At 67.8% G+C, this 25098-nt stretch carries 29 protein-coding genes; 7 read left to right on the top strand and 22 right to left on the bottom strand.

Annotation, left to right across the window (positions count from 1 at the left end; genetic code table 11):
• Positions 1-159: 159 nt before the first annotated feature.
• The 4 genes from HF877_RS08035 to HF877_RS08020 all read right to left on the bottom strand — a co-directional run bounded on the left by HF877_RS08035 (position 160) and on the right by HF877_RS08020 (position 2647).
• A complete protein-coding gene (locus HF877_RS08035) occupies positions 160-354 on the bottom strand; it encodes a DUF3046 domain-containing protein (protein ID WP_169620631.1) in 195 nt (64 codons plus the stop codon).
• 88 nt (positions 355-442) lie between these two features.
• Positions 443-1588: a nucleotide disphospho-sugar-binding domain-containing protein gene (locus HF877_RS08030; RefSeq protein ID WP_296550890.1), complete on the bottom strand. Its 1146-nt coding sequence runs from the start codon at positions 1586-1588 to the stop codon at positions 443-445.
• A gap of 39 nt (positions 1589-1627) precedes the next feature.
• Positions 1628-2347 (bottom strand): PIG-L deacetylase family protein, encoded by a 720-nt coding sequence (locus tag HF877_RS08025; protein WP_169620630.1) that lies wholly within the window; start codon positions 2345-2347, stop codon positions 1628-1630.
• A gap of 123 nt (positions 2348-2470) precedes the next feature.
• Positions 2471-2647 carry a hypothetical protein gene (locus HF877_RS08020; protein WP_169620629.1) on the bottom strand — a complete coding sequence of 59 codons (177 nt, stop codon included), beginning with the start codon at positions 2645-2647 and terminating at the stop codon, positions 2471-2473.
• Between the two features lie 250 nt (positions 2648-2897).
• On the opposite strand from HF877_RS08020, the gene HF877_RS08015 reads away from it, so the two are divergent.
• The 3 genes from HF877_RS08015 to HF877_RS08005 are packed head-to-tail and all read left to right on the top strand — an operon-like array spanning position 2898 to position 4797.
• Positions 2898-3494, top strand: coding sequence for a biotin transporter BioY (locus HF877_RS08015; RefSeq protein WP_169620628.1), 597 nt, complete (start codon positions 2898-2900; stop codon positions 3492-3494).
• Positions 3495-3514: 20 nt separating this feature from the next.
• The gene (locus tag HF877_RS08010) at positions 3515-4195 is read left to right on the top strand and encodes an ABC transporter ATP-binding protein (RefSeq protein WP_169620627.1); all 681 of its coding nucleotides are present in this window, start codon (positions 3515-3517) and stop codon (positions 4193-4195) included.
• Positions 4192-4797 carry an energy-coupling factor transporter transmembrane protein EcfT gene (locus HF877_RS08005; RefSeq protein WP_169620626.1) on the top strand — a complete coding sequence of 202 codons (606 nt, stop codon included), beginning with the start codon at positions 4192-4194 and terminating at the stop codon, positions 4795-4797. Before HF877_RS08010 ends, HF877_RS08005 begins: the two co-directional genes overlap by 4 nt.
• A 25-nt stretch (positions 4798-4822) precedes the next feature.
• Here the strand turns inward: HF877_RS08005 and HF877_RS08000 are convergent, their stop codons facing one another.
• The 5 genes from HF877_RS08000 to pgsA all read right to left on the bottom strand — a co-directional run bounded on the left by HF877_RS08000 (position 4823) and on the right by pgsA (position 8345).
• Positions 4823-5638: a hypothetical protein gene (locus HF877_RS08000; protein WP_169620625.1), complete on the bottom strand. Its 816-nt coding sequence runs from the start codon at positions 5636-5638 to the stop codon at positions 4823-4825.
• A gap of 33 nt (positions 5639-5671) precedes the next feature.
• Positions 5672-6481 (bottom strand): PspA/IM30 family protein, encoded by an 810-nt coding sequence (locus HF877_RS07995; protein WP_169620624.1) that lies wholly within the window; start codon positions 6479-6481, stop codon positions 5672-5674.
• Positions 6482-6673: 192 nt separating this feature from the next.
• Positions 6674-7063: a helix-turn-helix transcriptional regulator gene (locus HF877_RS07990; protein WP_169620623.1), complete on the bottom strand. Its 390-nt coding sequence runs from the start codon at positions 7061-7063 to the stop codon at positions 6674-6676.
• Between the two features lie 101 nt (positions 7064-7164).
• Positions 7165-7671, bottom strand: a complete 507-nt coding sequence (locus HF877_RS07985; RefSeq protein ID WP_169620622.1) for a CinA family protein — start codon at positions 7669-7671, stop codon at positions 7165-7167.
• Entirely contained in the window at positions 7668-8345 is a 678-nt protein-coding gene (gene pgsA, locus HF877_RS07980; RefSeq protein ID WP_169620621.1) for a CDP-diacylglycerol--glycerol-3-phosphate 3-phosphatidyltransferase, read from the bottom strand. Before pgsA ends, HF877_RS07985 begins: the two co-directional genes overlap by 4 nt.
• A gap of 82 nt (positions 8346-8427) precedes the next feature.
• Here pgsA and HF877_RS07975 point away from each other — a divergent pair, with 82 nt between their 5' ends.
• Together HF877_RS07975 and HF877_RS07970 are read left to right on the top strand one after the other, a co-directional pair.
• Entirely contained in the window at positions 8428-8916 is a 489-nt protein-coding gene (locus HF877_RS07975) for an amino-acid N-acetyltransferase (RefSeq protein WP_169620726.1), read from the top strand.
• A 39-nt stretch (positions 8917-8955) separates the two neighbouring features.
• Entirely contained in the window at positions 8956-9240 is a 285-nt protein-coding gene (locus tag HF877_RS07970; RefSeq protein WP_169620620.1) for a YciI family protein, read from the top strand.
• Positions 9241-9253: 13 nt separating this feature from the next.
• Here HF877_RS07970 and HF877_RS07965 read toward each other — a convergent pair whose 3' ends face one another.
• The 6 genes from HF877_RS07965 to thyX form a co-directional block, all read right to left on the bottom strand.
• Positions 9254-10237, bottom strand: a complete 984-nt coding sequence (locus tag HF877_RS07965) for a TerC family protein (RefSeq protein ID WP_169620619.1) — start codon at positions 10235-10237, stop codon at positions 9254-9256.
• A gap of 165 nt (positions 10238-10402) precedes the next feature.
• Positions 10403-13132, bottom strand: coding sequence for a DNA translocase FtsK (locus HF877_RS07960; protein WP_206036775.1), 2730 nt, complete (start codon positions 13130-13132; stop codon positions 10403-10405).
• A gap of 125 nt (positions 13133-13257) precedes the next feature.
• Entirely contained in the window at positions 13258-13881 is a 624-nt protein-coding gene (locus HF877_RS07955; protein ID WP_169620618.1) for a TIGR03085 family metal-binding protein, read from the bottom strand.
• Between the two features lie 86 nt (positions 13882-13967).
• Positions 13968-15779 carry a ribonuclease J gene (locus tag HF877_RS07950; RefSeq protein WP_169620617.1) on the bottom strand — a complete coding sequence of 604 codons (1812 nt, stop codon included), beginning with the start codon at positions 15777-15779 and terminating at the stop codon, positions 13968-13970.
• Entirely contained in the window at positions 15780-16685 is a 906-nt protein-coding gene (gene dapA / locus HF877_RS07945; RefSeq protein ID WP_169620616.1) for a 4-hydroxy-tetrahydrodipicolinate synthase, read from the bottom strand.
• A gap of 60 nt (positions 16686-16745) precedes the next feature.
• On the bottom strand, positions 16746-17501 hold the full coding sequence (gene thyX / locus HF877_RS07940; protein WP_169620615.1) for an FAD-dependent thymidylate synthase: 756 nt from the start codon (positions 17499-17501) through the stop codon (positions 16746-16748).
• 144 nt (positions 17502-17645) lie between these two features.
• Here thyX and HF877_RS07935 point away from each other — a divergent pair, with 144 nt between their 5' ends.
• On the top strand, positions 17646-18170 hold the full coding sequence (locus tag HF877_RS07935) for a toxin-antitoxin system HicB family antitoxin (protein WP_169620614.1): 525 nt from the start codon (positions 17646-17648) through the stop codon (positions 18168-18170).
• Positions 18171-18233: 63 nt separating this feature from the next.
• Positions 18234-18674: an SRPBCC family protein gene (locus HF877_RS07930; RefSeq protein WP_169620613.1), complete on the top strand. Its 441-nt coding sequence runs from the start codon at positions 18234-18236 to the stop codon at positions 18672-18674.
• Between the two features lie 13 nt (positions 18675-18687).
• On the opposite strand, the gene HF877_RS07925 is transcribed toward HF877_RS07930, so the two are convergent.
• From HF877_RS07925 to narH, 7 genes are all read right to left on the bottom strand, one after another.
• Positions 18688-19179, bottom strand: a complete 492-nt coding sequence (locus HF877_RS07925; RefSeq protein ID WP_169620612.1) for an NAD(P)H-dependent oxidoreductase — start codon at positions 19177-19179, stop codon at positions 18688-18690.
• A 48-nt stretch (positions 19180-19227) separates the two neighbouring features.
• On the bottom strand, positions 19228-19701 hold the full coding sequence (locus tag HF877_RS07920) for a hypothetical protein (protein ID WP_169620611.1): 474 nt from the start codon (positions 19699-19701) through the stop codon (positions 19228-19230).
• Positions 19698-20453, bottom strand: a complete 756-nt coding sequence (gene dapB, locus HF877_RS07915) for a 4-hydroxy-tetrahydrodipicolinate reductase (RefSeq protein ID WP_169620610.1) — start codon at positions 20451-20453, stop codon at positions 19698-19700. The genes HF877_RS07920 and dapB overlap by 4 nt, the downstream gene beginning before the upstream one ends.
• 115 nt (positions 20454-20568) lie before the next feature.
• Complete coding sequence (locus HF877_RS07910) at positions 20569-21906, bottom strand: pitrilysin family protein (protein WP_169620609.1); 1338 nt, start codon at positions 21904-21906, stop codon at positions 20569-20571.
• 92 nt (positions 21907-21998) lie between these two features.
• Positions 21999-22727, bottom strand: a complete 729-nt coding sequence (narI, locus tag HF877_RS07905; RefSeq protein WP_169620608.1) for a respiratory nitrate reductase subunit gamma — start codon at positions 22725-22727, stop codon at positions 21999-22001.
• A gap of 3 nt (positions 22728-22730) precedes the next feature.
• On the bottom strand, positions 22731-23408 hold the full coding sequence (gene narJ, locus HF877_RS07900; protein WP_206036840.1) for a nitrate reductase molybdenum cofactor assembly chaperone: 678 nt from the start codon (positions 23406-23408) through the stop codon (positions 22731-22733).
• 2 nt (positions 23409-23410) lie between these two features.
• Positions 23411-25084, bottom strand: coding sequence for a nitrate reductase subunit beta (narH, locus tag HF877_RS07895; protein WP_169620607.1), 1674 nt, complete (start codon positions 25082-25084; stop codon positions 23411-23413).
• Between the last annotated feature and the right edge of the window lie 14 nt (positions 25085-25098).

Raw genomic sequence — 25098 nt, 5'->3', positions numbered from 1 at the left:
TAGAAGCCGGTACCGACAAGTTCGCTGCGGCGAGCACAGAACGTCTCTTCTGTGGATGGATTCGCTCCGTGTGGACGGCGTCGTCACCGCCCGGCCATATCAGCATAGACGAACATCTGTTCGAATGGTCGGAACAGGGCACTCCCCGCTGCGCTGCGGTCACCGTCGCGCCGGTGGCACATCGAACTCTTCGCACAAAGCCCGCCACACCTCCCGAGGTTCCTGGCCTGTCTCGATCGCCTGGGCGGCGGTACGTCCACCCAGTTCGAGGAGCACGTGGTCGCGCAGCAGGGCGTCGCCGTGCATCTGCCCGAATTCGTCTCGGACCATCTCGTGGAATTCCGTCAACCGCACGCGCCCCACGGTAGTCGTCCCCGACGACGCGGTGCCGCATCCGCCCCGCGGCAATTCGATCTTCCCGAGTTCCTCACCGCACCGTGCTTCAGCGGAGGGCAGCCTCGCACACCGCGACCGGGTCCTCGACACTTCCCGCCGTGGCAGCCGCGGCGCGGGCCGCCGCCGCGAACTCCGGGCGCGACAACACCGTCTCCACCGCGGTCCGCACCGCGCCCGCATCCAGCGGCCGGACGACCACGGCGCTGCCCTGCCGGGCCGCACGGTTCGCAAGCTCCCACTGGTCGCCTTCACCGGGAACGATCACGGCGGGAACTCCGGCGCTGAGCGCCTTCGCCAGCATTCCGTGCCCTCCGCCGCACACCACCACATCGGCGGCACGGAGCAGCACGTCCTGACGGCCGCGCCCCGCGACCGCCCAGTCCGGCAGCGAACCGGCCGGCGGGTCGAGCATCGTCGCCGCCACCCGCATCCCCGTGCCGCTCAGCCCCTCGCACACCGACTCGACCAGTCCCACGACACCGGTCGTGGCGGTCGACGGTGCGACCATCACCAGCGGCCCGGTGCCGGACGGAGGCTCGAGCACCACGTCGGTGGGTTCCCACAGCAGCGGGCCGACGACGTGGGCGTGCGCGGGCCAGTCGGGCCGGGGCACCTCGAGGGCGGGCACGGTCGCGACGAGGCGCGCGCACGGTCCGGGGTCCCGGGCCGGCAGGCCGATCCCGATCCGCGCGTCCGCCCTGTGCCGGACACCTTTACGCACCGAACTCGCGGTCATGGCACGCAGCACGGTGTCGCGGAGGCGTCCTGCCGCTCCGGTGCCCACGGCGAGCCCGCTTCCGATCGGCGGCAATCCACGAGACGGGAGGTAGAGGGGGTGCGGCGACAATTCGATCCAGGGAATGCCCAGGCGCTCGGCCGCCATGCCGCCCCCGGCGGTGATGACGTCCGACACCACGAGGTCCGGGAGCAGAGCGCTGAGGTCCTGGAGCATCTCGGTCGCGATGTGAGCGGCCCGTCCATGGATCTTGGCCCCGGCATCCGCGTCGTCATCGTCCGACCGCGGAGCCAGCCCCTTGAGCTCGGCGACGGTCACGCCCGGAACATCGATGCCGAACCAGCGCTCACCGGTGAACAGGATCGCCTCGTGGCCGGCGGCGGCGAACCGGCGCGACAATTCGATCGCCGGAATCGCATGGCCTGCATCGGGTCCTGCCACCACTGCCACTCGCACGCAGCTCAGACTGCCACAGCCGATCAGGACGGTCCGCTGCTACCCCGCGACGGTGAACAGTTCGAACCCGACGGCACGCTCGGCCGGGAACCCCGGCAACGCTCCCGACGACATCTGCACCTGTGCCCGGGCCTGCTCGTCGACGTCCACGGTGCTCAGCGCCTCGAGATATCGCCGGTGCGCCGCGAGCGAGCGCTCGGCGGTCTCGACAGTCTCGGTGACGTCGACCGCGTGCGTCGGTGACGGAGTGTTCACCGCGATCCACCGCACACCCGGCCAGGGTTCGAGCCCGTCGCGGGTCAATTCCGGAAAGATCCACTCGTTGGCGGCGTCGGCCACCGCGTCGAGGACGCAGATACCGAGTGCACGATGGTCCGCGCTGTTGAGGATTCCGGGCAACCAGGTCTCCCCGAAATGGGCGGTCACGACCATCTGCGGCCGGTGCCGCCGGATCGCAGCCGCGATATCGCGGCGCAGTTCCGGACCCGCGACGAGCAGGCCGTCGGCGTGCCCGAGGAACTCGACCGATTCGACCCCGACGATCCGAGCGGACTCCCGCTCCTCGTCCTCACGTACAGGCGCGGATTGTGCCGGCGGAAGACCGGCGATACCCGCTTCGCCACGTGTCGCGAGGACATACCGCACGTCCTTGCCCTGCCGCGTCCATCTCGCGACTGCCGCCGCCGCGCCGTATTCGATGTCGTCCGGGTGCGCCACCACCACGACGGCGCGTTGCCAGTCCTCCGGTACAGGATCCATGCACTCACTATCCACCCGCACGGTCCGGCTCACCGGACTCCGGGACACACCGCGCGGACGAAGACCCGGCGGTACCTCTACCGCCGGGCCCCCTCTCTGCCGCCGTGGCTGTCCACCGTCCGGTCAGAACCGGGTGACGTGGTCGTCCCTGTCACTGCGCGACATCGCTTTGTACAGCAGATATCCACCGAAGATGATCGCGCTGAGTACGAGGATGCCGAACAGGTGGTCGAACAGGGCGCCGATCACCGCGAGGCCCACCCACACGAGTGCGACCATTCCTACGATCTTCCAGAACATCGTGTTCTCCCGCCTGGCACCTGAGCACCGTCGCTGTCGTACACACTCGATCCTCACACCGTCACGACGGAAAAACACCACGTCATCGCGTAGTTCAGGAAAAGATCAGGGGATACCCGCAGCGCGCGGCCCGGCCGTCTCAGGGGTGCACCCCGAACGGGGGTGGTGGCGTGGGGACCCTCCTGGACCCTTACGCTCTACACGTTCGATCCCACTGCTACTCGACCCGCCGTCAGAAGGCTGAGAAAACGTGTCCTCGACCCGTCGTATGCCCGCTCGCGATCTCGCGCAGATCGCCGTCTTCGCCGCTCTGATCATCGCGCTGGGTCTGCCCGGCCAGATCACCATCGGCTCTTCCGGCGTCCCCATCACCCTGCAGTCTCTCGGTGTGATGCTGGCCGGCGCGTTGCTCGGCGCCCGGAAGGGTGTCCTGTCGGTGACGACGGTGATCGTGATCGGTCTCGCACTCCCCGTGCTGGCGGGCGGACGTACGACGCTCACGTCCCTGGCCGGACCGACCGCGGGTTTCCTGATCGGCTGGATTCCCGCCGTCGCCGTCATCGGGTGGCTGAGCATGCGGATGCTCCCCCGGTACCGGACAGTGCTGGGTGTCGGAGTGAACGTGCTCGGCGGCATCGTCGTCCTGTACGCCCTCGGGATCGCCGGCATGGTGCTCCGGACCGACCTGACGGTGTGGGCCGCGGCCGCCGCGAACGTCGCCTTCCTTCCGGGCGACCTGATCAAGGCTGTCGTCGCCGCTGCGGTCGCGGCGCAGGTCCACCGGGCCTACCCGGCGCTCCTCGCCGCCCGGATCCAGCGGCAGCCCGCAGCCGACCCGACGCACTGACGGACGGAGCGCACCGGTCGATGAGCGAAATCTGCTTCCGGCAGGTCCGTCACTCCTACGGTGACCGGACCGTCCTCGACGGCATCGACCTGACGCTGACCGAGCGACGGGTCGGCATCGTAGGGGCGAACGGGAGCGGGAAGTCGACGCTCGCGCGCATGATCAACGGTCTCGTGGTGCCCTCCGCCGGCGCCGTGACGGTCGACGGTTTCGACACCGCGAAGAAGGGCCGGGAGGTCCGCAAGCGGGTGGGCTTCGTCTTCACCGATCCCGACCATCAGATCGTGATGCCGACGGTCGCGGAAGACGTCGCATTCTCTCTGCGACGCAGCGGACTGGGGAAAGCGGAGCGCGCCGACCGGGTGCGGGAGGTGCTCGCCGAGTTCGGTCTCGCCGGGCACCACGATCATCCGAGCCACCTGCTCTCCGGTGGGCAGAAACAACTGCTGGCACTCGCGGCGATCATGGTCACCGACCCGGACGTGCTGGTGGCCGACGAGCCCACCACCTTGCTGGACCTGCGCAACACCAAGCTGATCGCCCGCACGTTCGCCTCGCTCCGCCAGCAACTCGTGGTGGTGACCCACGCCCTGGATCTGCTCACGGAGTTCGACCGCGTCCTCGTGGTGGACTCGGGTCTGATCGTGGCCGACGACGAACCCGGACCGGCCGTCGCGTACTACCGGAAGCTGATCGGGTGAACACCTTCGGCCTCTACCACCCCGGGACGTCGGTGCTGCATCGAGTGCCTGCCGGACCGAAGCTTGTCGTCACCGCAGCGATCATCGTGGTCCTGAGCCTGTGGATCCGGCAGCCCTGGCAGGTTCTTCCGGCTGCCGTACTCGCGGTGATCACGTACACGGTTGCACGAATACCCCTGCGGCTCACGGTGATCCAGTTGCGGCCGATCGTGTGGATGCTGGCGTTCGTCGGCGCGTTCCAATGGATCGTCGCGGGCTGGGAACGCGCTGTCGTGATCTGCGGTTCACTGCTCGTCGCCGTCGCACTCGCCGCGCTCGTCACCTTGACGACACGCATGACGGACATGCTCGACGCGATCGTGTCCGCCGCGCGGCCGCTGCGCCGTGTGGGCGTCGACCCGGATCGTGTCGGTCTCGTGCTGGTAATGACCATCCGCGCGATCCCGCTGCTGGGGGCGGTGGTGACCCGGGTGACGGAGGCACGCAAAGCCCGCGGACTCGGATTCTCGCTGCGCGCTCTGGTCGTGCCGGTCGTGGTCGGTGCGCTGATGACCGCCGAAGCGATGGGTGAAGCGCTCGCCGCGCGGGGCGTCGACGACTGAGGGCGGGCTTTCGGTCGCGCGCCGGCTACGGACGGCCGCGATAGCGCCGCTCGATCTGCGCGACGTCCTGCCAGGACAGTGCCCAGCTTTCGAGCTTGTCCGACGTGGTGATCAGCTCCGCTCGATGCTGTTCGAGCAGCGCCATCGAGCGGCTGCCCTCCGGGGCGGCAGCCAGGCGGGCGGCGGCCGCGACGAGTTCCTCGTACTGGTCGACGCCCGACTCGAGCCGCTGACCCGCAGCGGTGATCGCCGTGTCGAGGTGTGCGCCTGCGGCAGCACTCCCCCGCGACGCCGCTTCGAGCGCGACGACGTCTTCGACCACTGCGTCGAGCGCGGCCGACGCCGCACGCGCCGCCTCACCGATCTCGTCGAGGTCGTCGGCGGCGACAGCGCCGGATCGTGCGATGACGGCGAGCAGCCGGGCCAGGCTCTGCTCGTCGGCGGACAGGCGCTCCATGGGGGCGCGCGCCACCGAGCCTGCGGGAGGCAGAGTCCGGCGGCCCGGTCCGGGTGGAGGTAACGGGAGCGCGTCGAGGCGGCGGAACGTCCGCACCGCCATGACTGCGGGAACGACGAATGCGGCTGTCGCTCCGCCGGTGGCGACGATCGTCCAGTCGGGCGCCGACGCGGCGATGAGTGTGGCCGTACCGATACCCCCGGTGCCGCCTGCTGCGCCGAACAAGCGGGCGCGACGACGGGCCCGGCGCTTCTTGCGACGAAGTCGCGCCGCGGGATCACGCCAGCGGCGGGCAGCATCGACCGCAGCGCCCGTGGCGTCTCTGAGCACGGCAGCGGCCGGGCCGGAGATGCTTCCGGCCCGGCCGCTTCCGGGTGCGTTCATGGCGAGGTCACGTTCCTGGGGTGGTCGCGTGCGTTACTGGCTACCGGCACTGCCCGCAGCGGCCGGCGGCTCCTTGCCGATATCGACGGCGGGCGTCGCGGGCGCACCGGGCAGGGCGTCACCCTTCATGGAGGCGCGGATCTGCTCGAGCCGGCTGTGTCCGGCCATCTGGACGGTCGCCTGCTGGACCTCGAGCATCCGTCCCTGCACCGTGTTCTGCGCGAGCTCGGCAGAACCGAGCGCATTGGCGTAGCGACGCTCGATCTTCTCGCGCACGGCATCGAGACTCGGCGTGGTTCCGGGCGCGGACAAAGTGGAATCCATGGAGCGCAGGGATTCGCTGACCCGTTCCTGCATCTTGGCCTGCTCGAGCTGGCTGAGCAGCTTGGTGCGCTCGGCCACCTTCTGCTGCAATGCCATAGCGTTCTGCTCGACAGCCTTCTTCGCCTGCGCCGCAGCCTGCAGGGACTGGTCGTGCAGCACCTTCAGGTCCTCGACCGACTGCTCAGCGGTGACGAGTTGCGCGGCGAAGGCCTCGGCGGCGTTGGTGTACTGAATGGCCTTCTCGGTGTCGCCCGCAGCACTGGCCTGGTCCGCCATCATCACGGCCTGCCGGGCACTCGCGTTGAGCTTCTCGACCTCGTCCAGCTGGCGGTTGAGCTTCATCTCGAGCTGCCGCTGGTTCCCGATGACGGATGCTGCCTGCTGTGAGAGTGCCTGGTGCTGCCGCTGGGCGTCCTCGATGGCCTGCTGAATCTGGACCTTCGGGTCGGCCTTTTCATCGATCTTGGAGTTGAACAGCGCCATCAGGTACTTCCAACCCTTGACGAACGGATTAGCCATGGGTGTGATCCCGCCTCCATCTGGTACGCCGCGCAGAACGCGACCCGATGCGCGGCCCTCGCGCACCGATTCCGGACCGCCCTGCCGGTCGAATCCCGGCGGTCCAACCTGCCGAGCCCGGATCACCCTGGAGGCGAAGCCGGGATATGTCGCTTGTCCGCGCCGGATGCCCGGTGCGATCTTCAATCCATGTTAGGCGGCAGCAAGCGCCCGCGCCGCCGGTGCAGGGATCACAACTCTGGTCTCTTGCGCAATCCGCGCAGAATCCCGCGCCACCCCGTCGGATCCCGCGAGATCGGAGATACCGACCTCGGCAACCCGCTCGTTCATGCCACTGCGGCGGGGAACCGCATCGGCGAGCGACTCGCTCACGTCGGAAAGGACGTCGGAGAGCGGGACGGCGAGCGCGTCGCAGATCGCCGCGAGAAGCTCACTCGACGCTTCCTTGCGCCCACGTTCGATCTCGGAGAGATACCCGAGGCTGACCCTTGCGCTACTGGAGACTTCGCGCAGGGTGCGGCTTTGCGACACACGGGTACGCCGAAGGCTGTCCCCCAGTGCTTCGCGTAGCAACAGCGCCATCGCATCCTCCTTCGTCCTTCGTACCTATACCCCGACAACGTGCAACAGCACCTACGGGTTCCCACTTCTCGATCGAACCTCGAGAACGCGGTGAACAGACATTACAACGCCGAAGTCGTATGCAGGCGGGCGAGTAGTCCCGACACGGCGGCATCGACCGATCCGAGCCGGATGCCCCACCGGTCTCCGGCCACCTCGGGCCGGCCCACACGCGTACCTCCCGGCCCACTGATTCCGATGTACACCGTGCCGGGGGGATGTCCGTCCTGGCTGTCGGGTCCGGCCACGCCGGTCAGTCCCAGCCCCCAGGTGGCGTCGCATCGGGTACGCGCACCGTCCGCGAGTGCCGCAGCCGTGGACTCGGAGACGGGACCGTCGTGCGCGAGGATCTCGGTGTCGACGCCGGCCAGAACGGCTTTCAGGTCGGTGGCGTATACGATCAGCCCCCCGCGCAGGACCGCGCTGGCGCCGGGAACGCCGGCGATCGTCGCCGCGACCAGTCCTGCGGTGAGCGACTCCGCGGTCGCGACGGTCTGTCCGCGCGCCGACAACTCGGCCACGAGTTCGGCTGCCCGCGTCGCGGAGGCAAGCGGGTCGGCAGCGGTCACGACGACGTCCGGTCCCCGCCGCCGTCGTGCGCAGGTTCGCCGGCCCGCACCGCCGTACGCAGTCTGGCCGCCTGCACGACGTAGTCGAGGCCCGTCACGACGGTCAGCACCACCGCGAGCACCATCATCGTCACCGCCACCGGCGCGATCGCGTCGGGCAGCGGGAGCAGGTAGATCCCGATGGCAAGGGTCTGGACGAACGTCTTGGCCTTGCCGCCCCGGCTGGCCGGGATCACGCCGTGCCGCAGCACCGCGAATCGCAGAGCTGTGATGCCCAGTTCACGAGCGGCGATGATCGCGGTGACCCACCAGGTGAGGTCGCCGAGGAGCGAGAGCCCGACCAGCGCGGCACCGATGAGCGCCTTGTCGGCGATGGGGTCGGCGAGCTTGCCGAAGTCGGTGACCAGGCCGTACCGGCGCGCCAACTGGCCGTCGATCCGGTCGGTGATCGCGGCGACCGCGAAGACGGCCGTGGCCGCCAGGCGCCACCCGGTGTCGTGCCCGTCGCCGACGAAAAGCAACACCAGGAACACCGGGACCAGCGCGATTCGCAGCACCGTCAGGATGTTCGCGATGTTCCACAAAGGCACCGGATCGTGCGGGGAACCGGCGTTCGGTCCCGGGGCGGCGCCGCTCCCGCCCGATGCGGCGACGTGCTGGCGGGGCGTGCTCATGGGCCCCACAATATCGCCTGGGGCACGCGCTACTGTTCACCGCATGACAACAGCGGCGCCGGAATCCAGCACAACCGACCGAATGGTCGTGCGTCGGGCCCGAACGTCCGACGTGCCGGAAATCAAGCGGCTCATCGACATCTACTCGGGAAGGATCCTTCTCGAGAAGAACCTGGTGACCCTGTACGAGGCCGTCCAGGAGTTCTGGGTGGTCGAGGTCGGTGCGCGTGTCGTCGGGTGCGGAGCGCTGCACGTGCTGTGGTCCGACCTCGGTGAGGTCCGCACCGTGGCCGTCGACCCGCAGGTCAAAGGGCGCGGCGCCGGTCATCTCCTGGTCGCGCGGCTGATCGAGGTGGCCCGGGAACTCGAGCTCGAGCGGCTGTTCGTGCTCACCTTCGAAGTGGACTTCTTCGCCCGCCACGGATTCACCGAAATCGAAGGCACCCCGGTGACAGCCGAGGTCTACGCCGAAATGTGCCGGTCGTACGATACCGGTGTCGCCGAATTCCTGGACCTGAGCTACGTGAAACCGAACACGCTCGGGAACACCCGGATGTTGCTCACACTCTGAGCCGCGACGCCCGTCTCCCACCGGATCGAAGGAAACTTCATGGCCATGTTCGCCGTCGAATACACGTACTCCGACGCCACCGCCGCGGCCCGCGACGAGCACCGCCCGAAGCACCGGGCATGGCTCAGCGGTCTCGTCGAGGACGGACGGGTCCGGGCAACCGGCCCGTGGACCGACGGGTCCGGGGCACTGATCCTGCTCGACGTAGCCGACGAGGCCGCGGCGCGGGACCTGATGGCTCAGGATCCGTTCGCGCAGCGCGGCCTCGTCGATGCGGTACGCATCACCGCCTGGACTCCCGTGATGGGCGCTTTCAGCGGTTAGGCGATCGGCGCCGTCATCGCTTGGCGGATGCTTCCACGTGCCGCGTCCGCAGCAAACTCGCAACCGTGGTGATGATGAGAACACCGACGATCACAGCCAGCGACAAGCCGGTGGAGATCTCGGGCACCGCCACGTGTTCGCCGCCGTTGATCCAGCCGAGCGTGTTCTCGTGCAGCGCGTGCAGCACGAGCTTGACGCCGATGAACGCCAGGATCACCGAGAGTCCGTACGACAGGTACACCAGGCGCTCGAGCAGGCCGCCGATGAGGAAGAACAGCTGCCGCAGACCCATGAGCGCGAACGCGTTCGCGGTGAACACGAGGTAGGGCTCTTCGGTGAGACCGTAGATCGCGGGAATCGAGTCGAGCGCGAACAGGATGTCGGTGAACCCGATCGCGATGAGGGCCAGCAGCATCGGCGTGACCATCTTCTTGCCGTCGATGCGGGTGACGAGCTTGTCGCCGTCGTATTCGTCGTGGACCGGCAGGAACTTACGCGCGAGAACCACCATCTTGTTCTCGGAGATACTTCCCTGGTCCTCACCGTGGTCGCGGATGAGCTTGACGGCGGTGTAGATCAGGAAGATCCCGAAAAGGTAGAACACCCAGCTGTACGCATTGATGGCGGCGGCGCCGACAGCGATGAACAGGCCGCGCATCACGAGGGCGAGAACGATGCCGATCGTGAGCACCTTCTGCTGATACTCCCGCGGCACCGCGAACGTCGCCATCAGGATCACGAACACGAAGAGGTTGTCGACGGACAGTGCCTTTTCGGTGACGTAGCCGGCGAAGTACTCCCCGCCGTACGTCGGCCCCCACACCATGAAGACGACCACACCGAAGATGATGGCGATCGTGATGAACACCGCGGACCAGAAACCCGATTCGCGCAACGTCGGCGCGTGGGGCTTGCGTACGTGGGCATAGAAGTCGAAGACGAAAAGTCCGACGATCACCGCGATGGTGATCAACCAGGTCGTCAGGGTTACGTGCATACCTCGGCCTTCCGGTAGGTGTATACCTGCCGGAGGTCTCTCCCGCCCTGCACGAATGCCGGACCGACGGCCCCGGAACGGCATCGGCGCCGTACGTGTTGACGAGACCGCCGCGAAGTAGGGGATACTCCCCTCCACAGCTGACACGATTGTGCCATATGTGTCTCAGGCGTCCCCGGACCCGGATCCTGCGTCGTCCGGATCGCCGGCGCCGCGGATCGAGTACAGGAGCCCGTCGAGTTCGTCCGGTTTGACGAGCACCTCGCGCGCCTTGCTGCCCTCGCTCGGACCCACCACCCCGCGCGTCTCCATGAGGTCCATGAGCCGGCCTGCCTTCGCGAATCCCACGCGCAGCTTGCGCTGCAGCATCGACGTGGAGCCGAACTGGCTCGTCACGACGAGTTCGACGGCCTGGAGGAACACGTCGAGGTCGTCGCCGATGTCTGCGTCGACGTCCTTCTTCTCACCGGCCTTCGGTGCCGTGACGCCCTCGGTGTACTCGGGTTCGGCCTGGTTCTTCGCGGCGTCGACGACCGCCGAGATCTCCTCGTCGGTGATGAACGCACCCTGCATGCGGACCGGCTTGCCGGCACCCATGGGCAGGAACAGCCCGTCGCCCATACCGATCAGCTTCTCGGCGCCGGGCTGATCGAGGATGACGCGCGAGTCGGTGAGAGAGCTCGTCGCGAACGCGAGCCGCGAGGGCACATTGGTCTTGATCAAGCCGGTCACCACGTCCACCGACGGACGCTGGGTGGCCAGGACGAGGTGGATGCCGGCGGCGCGGGCCTTCTGCGTGATCCGGACGATCGCTTCTTCGACGTCGCGCGGAGCCGTCATCATCAGGTCCGCCAGCTCGTCGACGATCGCGAGGATGTACGGGTAGGGCCGGTAGACACGTTCACTGCCGAGCGGGGCGGTGATCTCGCCCGACTTCACCTTCGAATTGAAATCGTCGATGTGGCGGACGCGATTGGCCTGCATGTCCTGGTAGCGCTGTTCCATCTCCTCGACCAGCCACGCCAGCGCGGCCGCGGCCTTCTTCGGCTGCGTGATGATGGGCGTGATGAGGTGCGGAATGCCTTCGTAGGGCGTCAACTCGACCATCTTGGGGTCGATCAGGATCATCCGGACCTCGTCGGGCGTGGCCCGGATGAGGAGCGAGACCAGCATCGAGTTGACGAAACTCGACTTACCGGACCCGGTGGAACCCGCCACCAGCAGGTGAGGCATCTTGGCGAGGTTCGCGGAGACGAAATCTCCCTCGATGTCCTTGCCGAGACCGATGACCAGCGGATGGTGGTCGCGGCGGGTCGACGGGGCGGCGAGGACATCCGACAGCCGGACCAGTTCGCGGTCGGAGTTCGGTACCTCGATACCGACCGCCGACTTACCGGGAATCGGCGCGAGCAGCCGGACGTTGTCCGTCGCGACCGCGTACGCGATGTTCCGGGCCAGCGCGGTGATCTTCTCGACCTTCACGCCCGGTCCGAGTTCGACTTCGTAGCGGGTGACGGTGGGCCCCCGGGTGAAGCCGGTGACCGCCGCATCGATCTTGAACTGTTCGAGGACTTCGGTGATCGACTCGATCATCTCGTCGTTCGCCGGCGACCTCTTCTTCGGCGGATCGCCCTTGGTGAGCAGGCTCAGCGACGGCAGGACGTAATCGCCGTCGACTTCGCGGTCGGGAACGACGAGAGCATGGGCATCGGACTGCTCCGGCACCGGTTCGGGCTCCGGAACCGGTGCCGCCGGGACCGGACGTTTCGCGCGGGTGCGCGCCGGTGCGGGGGCGGTTTCCGGCTCGGGTTCGGGCGGCGGCGCCGCGGCGGTGGCCTCGTCGTCCGGCCACAGGGGCAGTATCTCGGTCTCGGCCTCGAATTCGTCGGGTGGGTAGTTCTCGACGGGGGTGCGGCGACGACGCGACCTGGGCTTTTCCGTGCGATACCCGTCGTCGTAGAGACCAGGATCGTCGTCGTAGTAGTCCCCGTATTCGTCCCCGTATTCGTCGTCCGCGGGGTATTCCAGGCCGAAGTACTCACGGAACAGTTCGGGCAGTTCCCGGATGGTGGTGCCGGTGAGCAGAAGAATGCCGAATCCGGCGGCGAGGAGCATCAGCGGAACGGACAGCCACGCGGTCAGTCCCGCGGTGAGAGGTCCGCCGACCGCGGCGCCGACGAAACCGGCACCCTCGGATCGACCGGTCGCATCCCCCGGGAGGCCGGACGCAACGTGCCACAGGCCGAATGCCGGGAGAGCGACGAGAAGCCCACCGAGCACGAGCCTCGGGCGGATCTCGGGGAACGGTTCGGTACGCATCAGGGTCAGGGCGATGCCGATGGCGACCAGCGGGAGCACCGCTCCCGCGCCGCCCACAACGGCGCGCACACCGGTCTCGACCCAGTCCCCGACCGGACCTCCGACACCGAACCACAGCGATCCTGCGACGACCACCCCGACTGCGACGAGTCCCAGCGCGATACCGTCCCGCCGATGGCCGTGCTCGATGTCGGTGGCCATGCCCATGGTGCGCGCGGTGGCACCGAGCGCCCGCGCCGCCATGAACCATCCGGCGGCGACGCCCTTGCCGAGCGCGCCGAGTACCCCGCCGGAGGTGCGGGACCGCCGCGCTGCGGCGCCGCGCGGGGTGTTGGCGCGGGGCCGGGGCGAGCGGCGGGTTCCGGCCGAGCCCGTCCCGCGGGACGTTCGCGCTCCGCCCGACGTCTTCGCCGTCGAGCCTCTGCCTGCTGCTGCCCTACCGGTACCGGCCTTCGCCTTTCCCGACTTGGCCGAGGCCGCACGGGACCGGTTGGCACCGCCGGACGAGCCGCGTGCCCCCGTCCGCGACCGTGAGGTCGTTGAGGACGAAGCGCGACTGCCCGACTTTCCTGCCATAACCGCCAGGGTAACCGCCCGGGCCTCTCGTGAACCATGTGCAACACGGGTAACGCCGGGCGGCACTGGTCACAGGTGGTGCGGCGCTCTCGGCCACGACGCCGCGACGATGCGGGACCGGCCGGTCACACTCCGCGCTTGGATCCGTCGATCTCGGCGACGGCGCTCGGCTCGCCCTCCTTGTCGACGTGCACCGCGTCGCGCCCGAACGCGTGAAGAAGTAGTTCCGCGGGCTCGCCGCGAAGGACGACGCTGCGAGGCCCACGCTTCCGGACGGTGACGCGCTCGCCGTCGGGGCGCTCGAAGACGACGGTGACGTCGGACCCGCCGTAGCTGGTGCGCGCGAACATCCGCCCGGTCTTCCACAACTGGTCCTGGACCTCGGTGGAGAGGCGTCGCGGTTCCCATCCCTGCTGGGCGCGGCGCACATCCTCGTGGTGCACGAACATTTCCACTGCGTTGGCCACGGAGTCCAGGAGGAAGAGCGGCGACCACTTCGGCGGACCGGAGTCGACCTCGGACAGCAGGTGAGACCACTGCTTGTCGGTCGCCTCGCGACGGACCTTCTCCGTGTGGCCGGCGAAGGCCGGGATCATGATTCCGGGCATCGTGTCGACCCGGCGCTCTCGGACGAGGAGATGCGCGGCGAGATCGCGGGTCGTCCAGTCGCCGCAGAGGGTGGGCGCGTCGGGACCGACCTCGGACATCGTGCGGACCAGGGCATGTCGTTCCGTGCGGGCAAGACTCATCCGGCCACTCTATCGACGGCACGGGCGCGCGGCACGGGAAGAGTCCCGTGCCGCGCGAACATGCCTGGTCGGGCGGGCGAACTATGTCAGGACACAGCGATGACGGTCGGCACGATCATGGGGCGACGGCGGTACGTGTCGGCCACCCACCTGCCCACTACGCGCCGGATACCCTGCGCGATGCGGTGCGTCTCCGTGACGCCTTCGGCCGCAAGTTCGCTGAGGGTCTTGTCGACGAGCTGGGCGGCTTCGGTGAGCGCGGTCGGGTCGTCGGAGAACCCTCGGCCGGAGACCTCGGGTGTGCTCACGGCGCGGCCGGTGGTCGCGTCCACCGCGACCGAGATGGAAATGAATCCACCTTCGCCGAGGACGAGACGGTCCGACAGTGTCGATTCGCCGACATCGCCGACCGACAATCCGTCGACGTACACGTAGCCCACCGGAACGCGGCCCACGATCTCGGCGAGACCGTCGACCATATCGACGACGACGCCGTCCTCGGCGAGGACGATTCGTTCCTTGGGCACGCCTGTGGCTTCGGCCAGTGCGGCGTTGGCGCGCAGGTGCCGCCATTCGCCGTGAACCGGCATCGCGTTCGTCGGCCGCACCGCGTTGTACAGGTACAGCAGTTCGCCCGCGGAGGCGTGGCCGGACACGTGCACCTTCGCGTTCTGCTGCGTCACGACCGTGGCGCCGCGCTTGGCGAGACCGTTGACCACGGCGAACACGGAGTTCTCGTTGCCGGGGATCAGCGACGACGCGAGCACGACGAGGTCGTCGGCGCGGATGTTGATCTGGCGGTGTTCGCCGCGCGCCATGCGCGACAAGGCCGACAGCGGCTCACCCTGCGAGCCGGTGGACACCAGAACGACCCGGTTGTCGGGCAACGACGCCGCGGCGTTCAGATCGACCTCGACGCCGTCGGGAACGTGGAGATACCCCAGGTCCTGCGCGATCTGCATGTTGCGCACCATGGAGCGCCCGACGAAGGCGACCCGACGGTTGTAGCGGTGTGCGACGTCGACGACCTGCTGGATCCGGTGCACGTGGCTCGCGAACGACGCCACGATGACCCGGTTGTTGGCCTTGCCGATGACGTTGTCGAGCACCCCGCCGATCTCGCGTTCGGGGGTGACGAATCCGGGGACCTCGGCGTTCGTGGAGTCGACCAGGAAGAGGTCGACACCTTCGTCGCCCAGGCGGGAGAAACCGGCCAGGTCGGTCAGCCGGTTGTCGAGCGGCAACTGGTCGAGCTTGATGTCACCGGTGTGCAGCACGAGACCGGCCGACGTCCGGATCGCGACCGCGAGCGCATCGGGAATCGAGTGGTTGACGGCGAAGTACTCGCACTCGAACGGGCCGTGATCGGTGCGTTCGCCCTCGGTGACCTCGACGAGGCGGGGCCGTTGCCGGTGCTCGCGGCACTTCGCAGCAACAAGCGCGAGAGTGAACTTCGAGCCGACGACCGGGATGTCGGGGCGCAGTCGCAGCAGGAACGGGACGGCACCGATGTGGTCTTCGTGACCGTGGGTGAGAACGATCGCCTCGACGTCGTCCATCCGGTTCTCGATGTGCCGGAAGTCCGGAAGGATCAGGTCGACGCCCGGCTGCTGGTCTTCCGGGAAGAGCACGCCACAGTCCACGATCAGCAGACGGCCCTGGTGCTCGAAGACGGTCATGTTGCGGCCGATCTCGCCGATGCCGCCGAGAGCGACGATCCGCAGACCGTTCTTGGGCGCCTTGGGAGGGGTCCCGAGACGTGCGGTGGGATCGACGGGCGGACGCGGGTCGGGACGCTGCGCCGATGCCGAGTTCTGGACGATGCGGCGCTGCGGCCGCGACGCCGGCGGGCCGGCGTTACGGGTGGCGCGGCCACGACTACTGGTGGGACGACTCATTTACAGAACCCCTGCTGCTTGAAGATCGGCCGCGAGGGCGTCGATCTGGGCCGATACCGGTGCGACCTGCGGAAGGCGCGGCTCGCCGACGTCGATACCCAGCAGTCTCAGCCCTGCTTTGGAAGCGCTGACACCACCGAGTCGAGCGACCGCGCGGTAGATCGGCACCATGGACAGATTGATCGTGCGGGCCAGTTCTAGATCGCCTGCTTCGAAGGCGGTGTGCAGTTCGCGCAACCGGCCGGGCACGAGATGACCGATGACACTCACGAATCCCACAGCACCCACCGACAACCACGGCAGGTTCAGCGGGTCGTCACCGGAGTAGAACTTCAGATCGGTCGTGCCGATCAGTTCGGCTCCCGCATTGAGGTCACCCTTCGCATCCTTCACGGCCACGATCCGCGGATGCTCGGCGAGCAACCGCAGCGTGTCCGTTTCGATGGGCACCACAGAGCGTGGCGGAATGTCGTAGAGCATGACGGGAAGGTCGGTGGCATCGGCCACCGCCACGAAGTGCGCGTAGAGACCGGCCTGCGGCGGCCGGGAGTAATACGGGGTCACGACCAGCAGGCCGTGCGCGCCGGCGCGCGCGGCATCGCGGGCGAGTTCGGCGCTGTGCGCGGTGTCGTTGCTTCCGGCACCGGCGATGATCTTCGCGCGATCGCCGACAGAAGCGAGAACAGCCCGCATCAGTTCGAGCTTCTCGTTCTCGGTGGTGGTAGGCGACTCGCCGGTGGTACCGGCGAGTACCAGCGCGTCGCAGCCACCCTCGACGAGGTAGTTCGCAAGACGCACACCCGCGTCCACGTCGAGCTTGCCGTCGGCAGTGAACGGGGTCACCATCGCAGTGGCGACGGTGCCGAACGGGAGCTCGACAGCAGTTGCGGATTCACCGTTGGTCATGGTCAGAAGGCTACCGCGTGGGGATACAGGTCCGACACACGCCCGCCTCCGCCGGGTGGGTCAGCGGTCTGCGGCAAAGGTGGGAGCGGCGATTTCGCTGCCGTCGGGCAACGCCGTGATCGTGAAGTCGGAGAACGCGTTCGGCGCCGCATCGGTGAGTTGCCGCAGGCATTCGACGGCGAGCCGCCGGATTTCCACATCGGCGTGCTCGGTCGCGCGCATCGCGATGAAGTGCCGCCACGACCGGTAGTTGCCGGTGACCACGATGCGGGTCTCGGTGGCGTTGGGGAGCACCGCTCGCGCCGCTTCCCGCACCTGCTTCGCCCGCAGGGGCCCGGGAGGCAGATGCGCCATCTTCTCGTCGAGTGCGTCGAGCAGTTCCACGTACGCGTCGCGGCTGCGCCGGGTGGCGGCGAAGAACAGTTCCTCGAGATGAGGATCGCCCGCGATCGCGGGAGGAACGACGACCGGAGCATCGCCGTCCGCGACGAAACGCTGGGACAGCTGGGAGAACGAGAAGTGCCGATGCCGGATCAGTTCGTGGGTGCACGAACGGGAGATCCCGGTGATGTAGAAGGTGACCGAGGCGTGCTCGAGTACCGAGAGGTGGCCCACGGTCAGCAGGTGCCGCAGATATCCGGTGTTGGTCGCGGTCCGCGGGTTCGGCTTCGACCAGCTCTGATAACACGCACGTCCGGCGAACTCGGCGAGCGCTTCCCCTCCGTCGGCATCGGTTTCCCAAGGGATGTCGTCCGGCGGCAGGAATTCGGTCTTTGCGACGAGCCTGACCTTCAGGTTTGCGGGTTCGGGAATCATGCGCGTCTCCTCCCGGTGCGTGATCGCACCCTAGCGACCCGGAGCCTCCGCGCGCTCACCGCCACCTCAATGACGCCACCACGACGGCACTCGTGGCGTCATAGGCCTGTTGACTGATGTCACGCATGGCGTCACACTGACGGCATGAACATCGACACCTATACCGCGGCGATCACCGACGCCGTCGTCAACGCCGCCGAACTCGGCGACGAACAGACCCGCCGTACCGCAGCGGCCCTCTCCGCCGCTCTCGCCGCGCCGGCCCGGCTGGCCGTTCTCAGTGCGCTGTCGGATATGGCCGGGGAAATCAGCAAGCAGTTGGACGACCACACCGTCACGGTTCGGCTCGACGGCACGGAAGCCGTCGTGGATGTGCGCAGCGATGCCACGCCGCACACCGACTCGCCGTCGCAGACCTTCGAGGAGATGACCGGAGACATCAGCCGGGTCACCCTGCGTCTCGTCGAACAGATCAAATCCCGCGCCGAGGAAGCGGCCGCGCAGAGCGGTGTCTCGCTCAACTCCTGGGTGGCGCAGGCCGTGCAGGGCGCACTGAAGGATCAGAAGCGGTATCAGAAGCGCGCCGAAGAGTGGCGCCGGCAAGGCACCACACCCACCGCTCCCCCGGCGCCGGCTCCCCGAGAGGACGAAGACGGCGATACGGCCTGAAAACCCCTCCCGTGCGGTAGATTCCCGACGCACCGAACGCGGGAACGAGAGGACACCGAACCGATGGCCGTGAGCAGCACCAGAAGCTTCGAGATCAAGGCGACACCGGAGCAGGTGATGGCGGCTATCGCAGCGGTGGACCGGTTGCCCGAGTGGTCGTCGACGCACAAGAAGGTCGTTGTCGAGTCCACCTACCCGGACGGCCGCCCGCACCGGGTGCGCATGACCGTCTCGGTCATCGGACTCACCGACGAGCAGGTCGTCGACTACACCTGGGACGGCGACCGGTCGATGTCCTGGACGCTCGTCGAGAGCACGCAGCAGAACCAGCAGGACGGTGCCTACACACTCACACCGGCAGGCGGAGCGACCGAGGTCGGTTTCAGCCTGACCATCGATCCGAAGATTCCGGTCCCCGGATTCCTCGTCCGACGCGCCGAGAAGACGGCGATCGAGACAGCCGGCAAAGGCCTGACGAAGTTCGTCGAGGAGAACTACCGCTGACGCGGGCAGCCCCTCACACCCTGTCGGCGAGAGTCACCGCAACCGTCCCACCGAGCTCGTAACAGCGTTCGCGGACCTGCGCGTCGATCGGGCCGGTGATCTCCAGGTCGGCAGCCACCTGCGTCAACCCCATCCCCGTCACCAGTTTGCGCACCGACGACACCGCTCCCGCGGTGTCGTCGTTGCCGTGGACCCACATGCCGTACGGGCGGCCCGCAACGGCGTCCAGACACGGGTAGTACACGGTGTCGAAGAAGTGTTTGAGCGCGCCCGACATGTATCCGAAGTTCGCGGGAGTACCGAACAGGTAGCCGTCGGCGGCAAGCACGTCCGGGACGGTCGCGCCGAGGGCGGGCACCGCACGCACAGTCACCCCGTCGATGTCGGGGTCGTTCGCCCCCGCCAGCACCGCTTCGAGCAGCTCGCGCGTCGCCGGAGACGGCGTGTGGTGGACGACGAGCAGCGTCCGGTCCGTGGCGTCGGTTCGTTCGGGTTGTTCGGTCACAGGCGAAGACTACGACGGGGCGTTGCCCGAGCCGCGATACCGCGCCCGCTACGTCGTGCTGTCGCGTTCTGCTTTTTCGAGGGCAACCGCCCGGCGCATCGTCTCGCGGGCACGCCCCCGGTCACCCGCATAGTCGTAGGCGCGCGCCAGCCGGTAGGAGTTCCGCCAATTGTCGGGATCGGCTTCCCATTCCCGTTTGACGGTCTCGAACAGGGCGTCCGCCGCGTCGCGGTCGATCTTTCCGGACGGCCGTCGCGGAAGGTCGGTGACATCGAGTTCGAGACCTTCCTCGTGGATGCGCTGCGCAAGCTGCTGGTGCTGCCAGCCCGCACGCAGACTGGCGTACACGATCCAGACTCCGACGAGCGGGAGCAGCAACACGCCGATACCCAGCCCGACCGCGGCGACGCCGCCGGACCGGACGAGTTCGACTCCGCGGCTGCCGAGCAACACGAAGTAGAAGGCGAGCGCGGCGACGATGAACGCGATCGGTACGAGGACCTTGACGAGATCTTTTTTCACAGGTCGAGGAGGGGGTCGATGCCCAGCGTCAGGCCGGGACGGGAAGCGATCTCGCGGACTGCGAGGAGTACGCCCGGTGCGAACGAGGAACGGTCGATGGAATCGTGGCGGATCGTCAGCGTCTCACCCTGGGTTCCCAGCAACACCTCCTGGTGCGCGACCAGCCCGGCGAGACGCACCGAGTGCACCCGCACCCCGTCGACGTCGGCGCCGCGCGCACCGTCGAGTTCGGTGGTCGTGGCATCGGGGCTGCGTCCCACGCCTGCGGCGGCACGTGCCTCGGCGATGAGTTCCGCGGTGCGGTAGGCGGTGCCGGACGGCGCATCGGCCTTGTTGGGATGATGCAGTTCGATGACCTCGACGGAGTCGAAGAATCGGGCGGCGGCCTGCGCGAAGCGCATCGACAGCACCGCGCCGATCGCGAAGTTGGGAGCGATGAGCACACCGACGGCGGGCTGATCGGCGAGGCGGCTGCGGACCTGCGCGAGGCGGTCGTCGTCGAAGCCGGTGGTGCCCACGACGGCGTGGATGCCGTGGTCGATCAGGAACTGCAGGTTGCCCATGACCACGTCGGGGTGCGTGAAATCCACGACGACCTGCGTGCCGGAGGTCACGAAGTCGTCGAGGCTGTCGCCTCGGTCCACCGCTGCGACGAGTTCGAGGTCGGGGGCCGCCTCGACTGCCGCGCAGATGGCCTGGCCGACTTTGCCCTTGGCCCCGAGCACACCCACCCGAACTGCTGCTGCGTTCACTTTGCCGTCCACGACCTTCCCGTCACGTCTTTCCGAGGAAAGCGTACGCAACCGGGGTTGTGGTCTGCACGGGTGGTCACCGCGACGGCGCAGGTGCCCGGCAGGCGGAACAGGGTCAGCCGACGATGTCGCGCACCGCGGCGGGGAGATCGCGCGGGCGTCGGTACGGCCCGACCACCGCGGCGGCGAACGGACGGTGCAGTAGTTCGGCTGCGACCTCACGCACCTGTTCCGACGACACGGTCGCGATGCGCTCGAGGGTCTCGGTGAGGCTCCAGTGCCGGCCGTAGTTCAGCTCGCTGCGTCCGATGCGGTGCATTCGCGCCCCGGTGTCTTCGAGACCGAGGACCAGACCACCGCGCAACGAGCCTTTGGCGCGAGCGCATTCCGCGTCGGTGATGCCGTCCTTCGCGACGGCGCCGAGCACCTCGCGGATCACGGCCGCGACCTCGGAGAGATTCTCGGGCTGGCACCCGGCGTACACGGAAAACGCGCCGGTATCGGCGAAGGTGTCGATACCGGAGTAGACGGAGTACGCCAGACCCCGCTTCTCGCGCACCTCCTGGAACAACCGTGAGCTCAATCCGCCGCCGATCGCGGCGTTGAGCACCGACAGTGCCCAGCGGCGGTCGTCGTGCCGGCCGAAGGAACGAACGCCGAGCGAGAGGTGCGACTGCTCGCCGTCGTGCTCGGTGATGCTCAGGGTGGGTGTGGTGCGCAGTTCGAGCCGGCCTTCCCGGCGCGGCACCGGCCCGCCCGTGCCGTCCAGGTGCCCGGCGAAGGCGCGGCGGACGAGTTCGACGGTGTGCTCGTGATCGACGTTGCCGGCGACCGCGACGACCATCCGCTGCGGGGTGTACCTGCGCACGTGGAAGGAGTGCAGCTGAGCGCGGGTCATCGCCTCGATGGAGTCGACGGAACCGATGATGGGACGGCCGATGGGGTGATCTCCGTACAGCGCGGTGAGGAAGGAGTCACCGAGGAGATCCTCGGGATCGTCGTCGCGCATCGAGATCTCCTCGAGTACGACCTGCCGTTCGACGTCCACGTCGGCGCTGCGGCACCGGCCCCGTAACACCACGTCGGCGACGACGTCGACTGCGAGCGGAAGATCGTCGTCGAGGACGTGCGCGTAGTAGCAGGTGTGTTCCTTGCTGGTGAACGCGTTGAGTTCACCGCCCACCCCGTCGATGAGCTCCGCGATGTCGAGCGCCGTGCGCGTCGGGGTGGATTTGAACAGCAGGTGCTCGAGAAAGTGTGCCGCGCCGGCGACGGACGGCTGTTCGTCGCGGGAGCCGATTCCGACCCACACGCCGACCGCCGCCGATCGCACGCCCGGCACGTGCTCGGTGACCACTCGCACGCCTCCGGGCAGAACGGTGCGGCGAACGCCGGAATCCACTGCGGGGGCGGAAGCGGTATCGGAAGGAGAAACGTGCCGGGTGGGAGCCATGTGTGAGTTCTACGGTCCTGCGGTCGGGGTCCGGCACATACGTCCGGGAACGGAACATCACACGATACATGCGCGGGCGGATCCGGCGACGGTCACCAACCGCGGCGCCGGGGCTGGGAGCCGACCAGCTGACCCTCTCGCGCCTCTCCCCTGCTGCGGTAGACGATGTACGGGCGGAACAGATATCCCACCGGTGCGCTGAATGCGTGGACGAGCCGGGTGAACGGCCAGATCGCGAACAGCACCAGACCGATCAGGGTGTGGATCTGGAACGACACCGGCGCCTCGACGAGGAGTTCGCCGCGTGGCTGCAGGATCCAGATGGACCGGAACCACGGCGAAACGGTGTCGCGGTAATTGTGTTCGCCGACCACTCCCGCGCCCATGAGGGTGGTGGCGAGACCCGCGACGATCGCGGCGACCAGGACTACGTACATGACCTTGTCGTTGAGGGTGGTCGCGGAGTACACCGGGCCGTTGGTACGCCGGCGGTAGATGAGCAGGCACACCCCGATGAGGGTCGCGGCGCCGGCGATGGTCCCGAGCACGAGAGCTTGGACGTGGTACGCGTGCTGGCTGATCCCTATCGCGTACGTCCACTGTTTCGGGATCAGCAAGCCGATGACGTGGCCGATGATCACCACCAGAATGCCGAAATGGAACAGCGGACTGCCGATGCGCAGCAGCCTGCTCTCGTAGAGCTGTGACGAGCGGGTGGTCCAGCCGAACTTGTCGTATCGGTACCGCCACCACGTGCCGACGATCAGGATCGCGAGTGTCACGTACGGCACGATGTCCCAGAAGATTGCACCCGCGCTCATCGTTTACGGCCCTTCTCGTCGGTCGTGGGCGTCCCGGCGTGGCGGAACGGTCAGGGTGAACGGCTGCAGGCCGATCGCCTCGGCCGGAGGTCCGGCGTGCATCAGCCGGCGGGCCCGTTGTTCCTGGGCCTCGTCCACAGGAGGCAGCGTGGCGCACACCGCGGCGACGGTGTCCGCGTACGGCGAATCGTCGCCGACCAGCGCGCGATGCAGGACGTCGATCGGTACCCGGTGCGCGACGAGCAGCCGTTCTCCCGCCTCGGGTGCGACGGTGGCCGCGAACTCGAGGACCACCGGGAGGTGGTCGGGCGCCTCGCCGACCGGAGGTTCGGCGCCCGCCTCCCGATAGGTCTGCACGAACGCGTGGATTTCCGATCCCCGGTTGCGTGTGTCTCCCGCGGTCCAGTAGGTCAGGTACATCGTCGAGCGCCGACGCAGGTCGAACGTGTCGACATACGCCTGGGCCGCATCGAGCAGGCTGCTACGACGCAGGTACGCGGCGGTCCGGGTGAGCCGGCCGCGCGCGGGCTCGTCGATGTGGTCGACGAGTGCCTCGACGGTGTCGAGACGCTCCGCCATCTGCTCGTCCGGATACGCCAGCAGCAACGAGGCCGCCTGGTGGACGAGCCGGGTCTGCAACCGGCGAGCGGGATCCTCTCGGCGTGACGCCCGCCGGAACAATGTCACCGCCGCTCCTCGCCGTCGCCGGGCCAGGCACCCGGGAACAGACCCGTGGGCGCTCCTTTGCCGTCCCAGTTCAGCAGATTGACGCGGGAGGGCTCGCGCTCGTTGACCGCGAGGCCTTCCGTGGTCTGGCGCTCTGCGAGCGCGTGGAACGTTTCCACCGCGACCGGGACGGGTCCGCCGCTCGACTCACCGAAGGGCCCGGACTCGTACATTCCCGGTCCACCGTCGAACGACAGAGAGCAGTCCGTGGCGGATTCCTCGAGCTTGTGTCCTTCGGTCGCGTAGGCCGTCGGGATCACGTAGCGCTCTTCGTACTTGGCGAGGGCGAGCAACCGGTACATCTCGTAGATCTGCTCCTCCGTCATGCCCACGGACTCCGGGATATGCGGCTGGGTGTCGCGACCGAGGTTGATGTCGCGCATATACGACCGCATCGCGGCGAGCCGTTGCAGGACGGCTTCCACGGCCGCGGTGTCCCCGGCTGTGAACAGCTCCGCGAGGTAGCGGATGGGAATGCGCAACGACTCGAGTGCTCCGAACAGGTTTCCGAGATCTTCCCCGTCGTGACCGTCGCGGCTGACCGCGTCGACGACCGGCGACAGCGGCGGCACGTACCAGACCATCGGCATGGTCCGGTACTCCGGATGCAACGGCAGCGCGACCTTGTAGACGTTGATCAGCGAGTAGATCGGTGACTTCTGTGCGCCGGCGATCCAGTCGTCGGAAATCCCTTCGGCCCGGGCCCCCGCGATGACCTCCGGATCGTGGGGGTCGAGCAGGACCTGACGCTGGGCTTCGTAGAGATCCTGTTCGTTCTCCACCGCCGCCGCGTCGAGCACCCGGTCGGCGTCGTAGAACACCAGCCCGATGTAGCGCAGACGCCCGACGCAGGTTTCGGCACACACCGTCGGTAGCCCGACCTCGATGCGGGGATAACAGAACGTGCACTTCTCGGCTTTGCCGGTCTTGTGATTGAAATAGACCTTCTTGTACGGGCATCCGGAGATGCACATCCGCCAGCCGCGGCACCGGTCCTGGTCGACGAGGACGATGCCGTCCTCCGAGCGCTTGTAGATCGCTCCGGACGGGCACGACGCGACACACGACGGGTTGAGGCAGTGCTCGCAGATCCGGGGCAGGTAGAACATGAACGTCTCTTCGAGCGACGTCTTGACCTCTTCGTTGATCTTAGCCAGGATCGGGTCGTCCGGAACGATCTCGGGCGAGCCCGCCAGGTTGTCGTCCCAGTTGGCCGACCACTCCACTTTCATCGGTTCGCCGCTGAGGAGACTGCGCGGTCGCGCCACCGGGATGTTCTCCCCCGCAGGGGCGTTGGTGAGGGTCTCGTAGTCGTACGTCCACGGTTCGTAGTAGTCGTCGATCGACGGCATCTTGGGGTTGGAGAAGATCCGGCTGAGCTTGTGGAGGCGGCCGCCGTCGCGCAGCCGAATCCTGCCCTTCTTGTCCCTGATCCAGCCGCCGCGCCACTTGTCCTGATCCTCGTAGGTGCGGGGGTACCCCTGACCCGGACGGGTCTCCACGTTGTTGAACCAGACGTACTCGGTTCCGGAACGGTTGGTCCAGGTCTGTTTACAGGTCACCGAGCACGTGTGACACCCGATGCACTTGTCGAGGTTCATGACCATCGCCATCTGTGCCATGACCTTCATGAGTGCCCCCGTCC

It is taken from the genome of Rhodococcus sp. BL-253-APC-6A1W (genome assembly GCF_012843405.1).
GTDB lineage: Bacteria > Actinomycetota > Actinomycetes > Mycobacteriales > Mycobacteriaceae > Rhodococcus.
The sequence above is the reverse complement of the archived record's forward strand: the minus strand, read 5'-3'. Positions and strand labels throughout refer to the sequence as shown.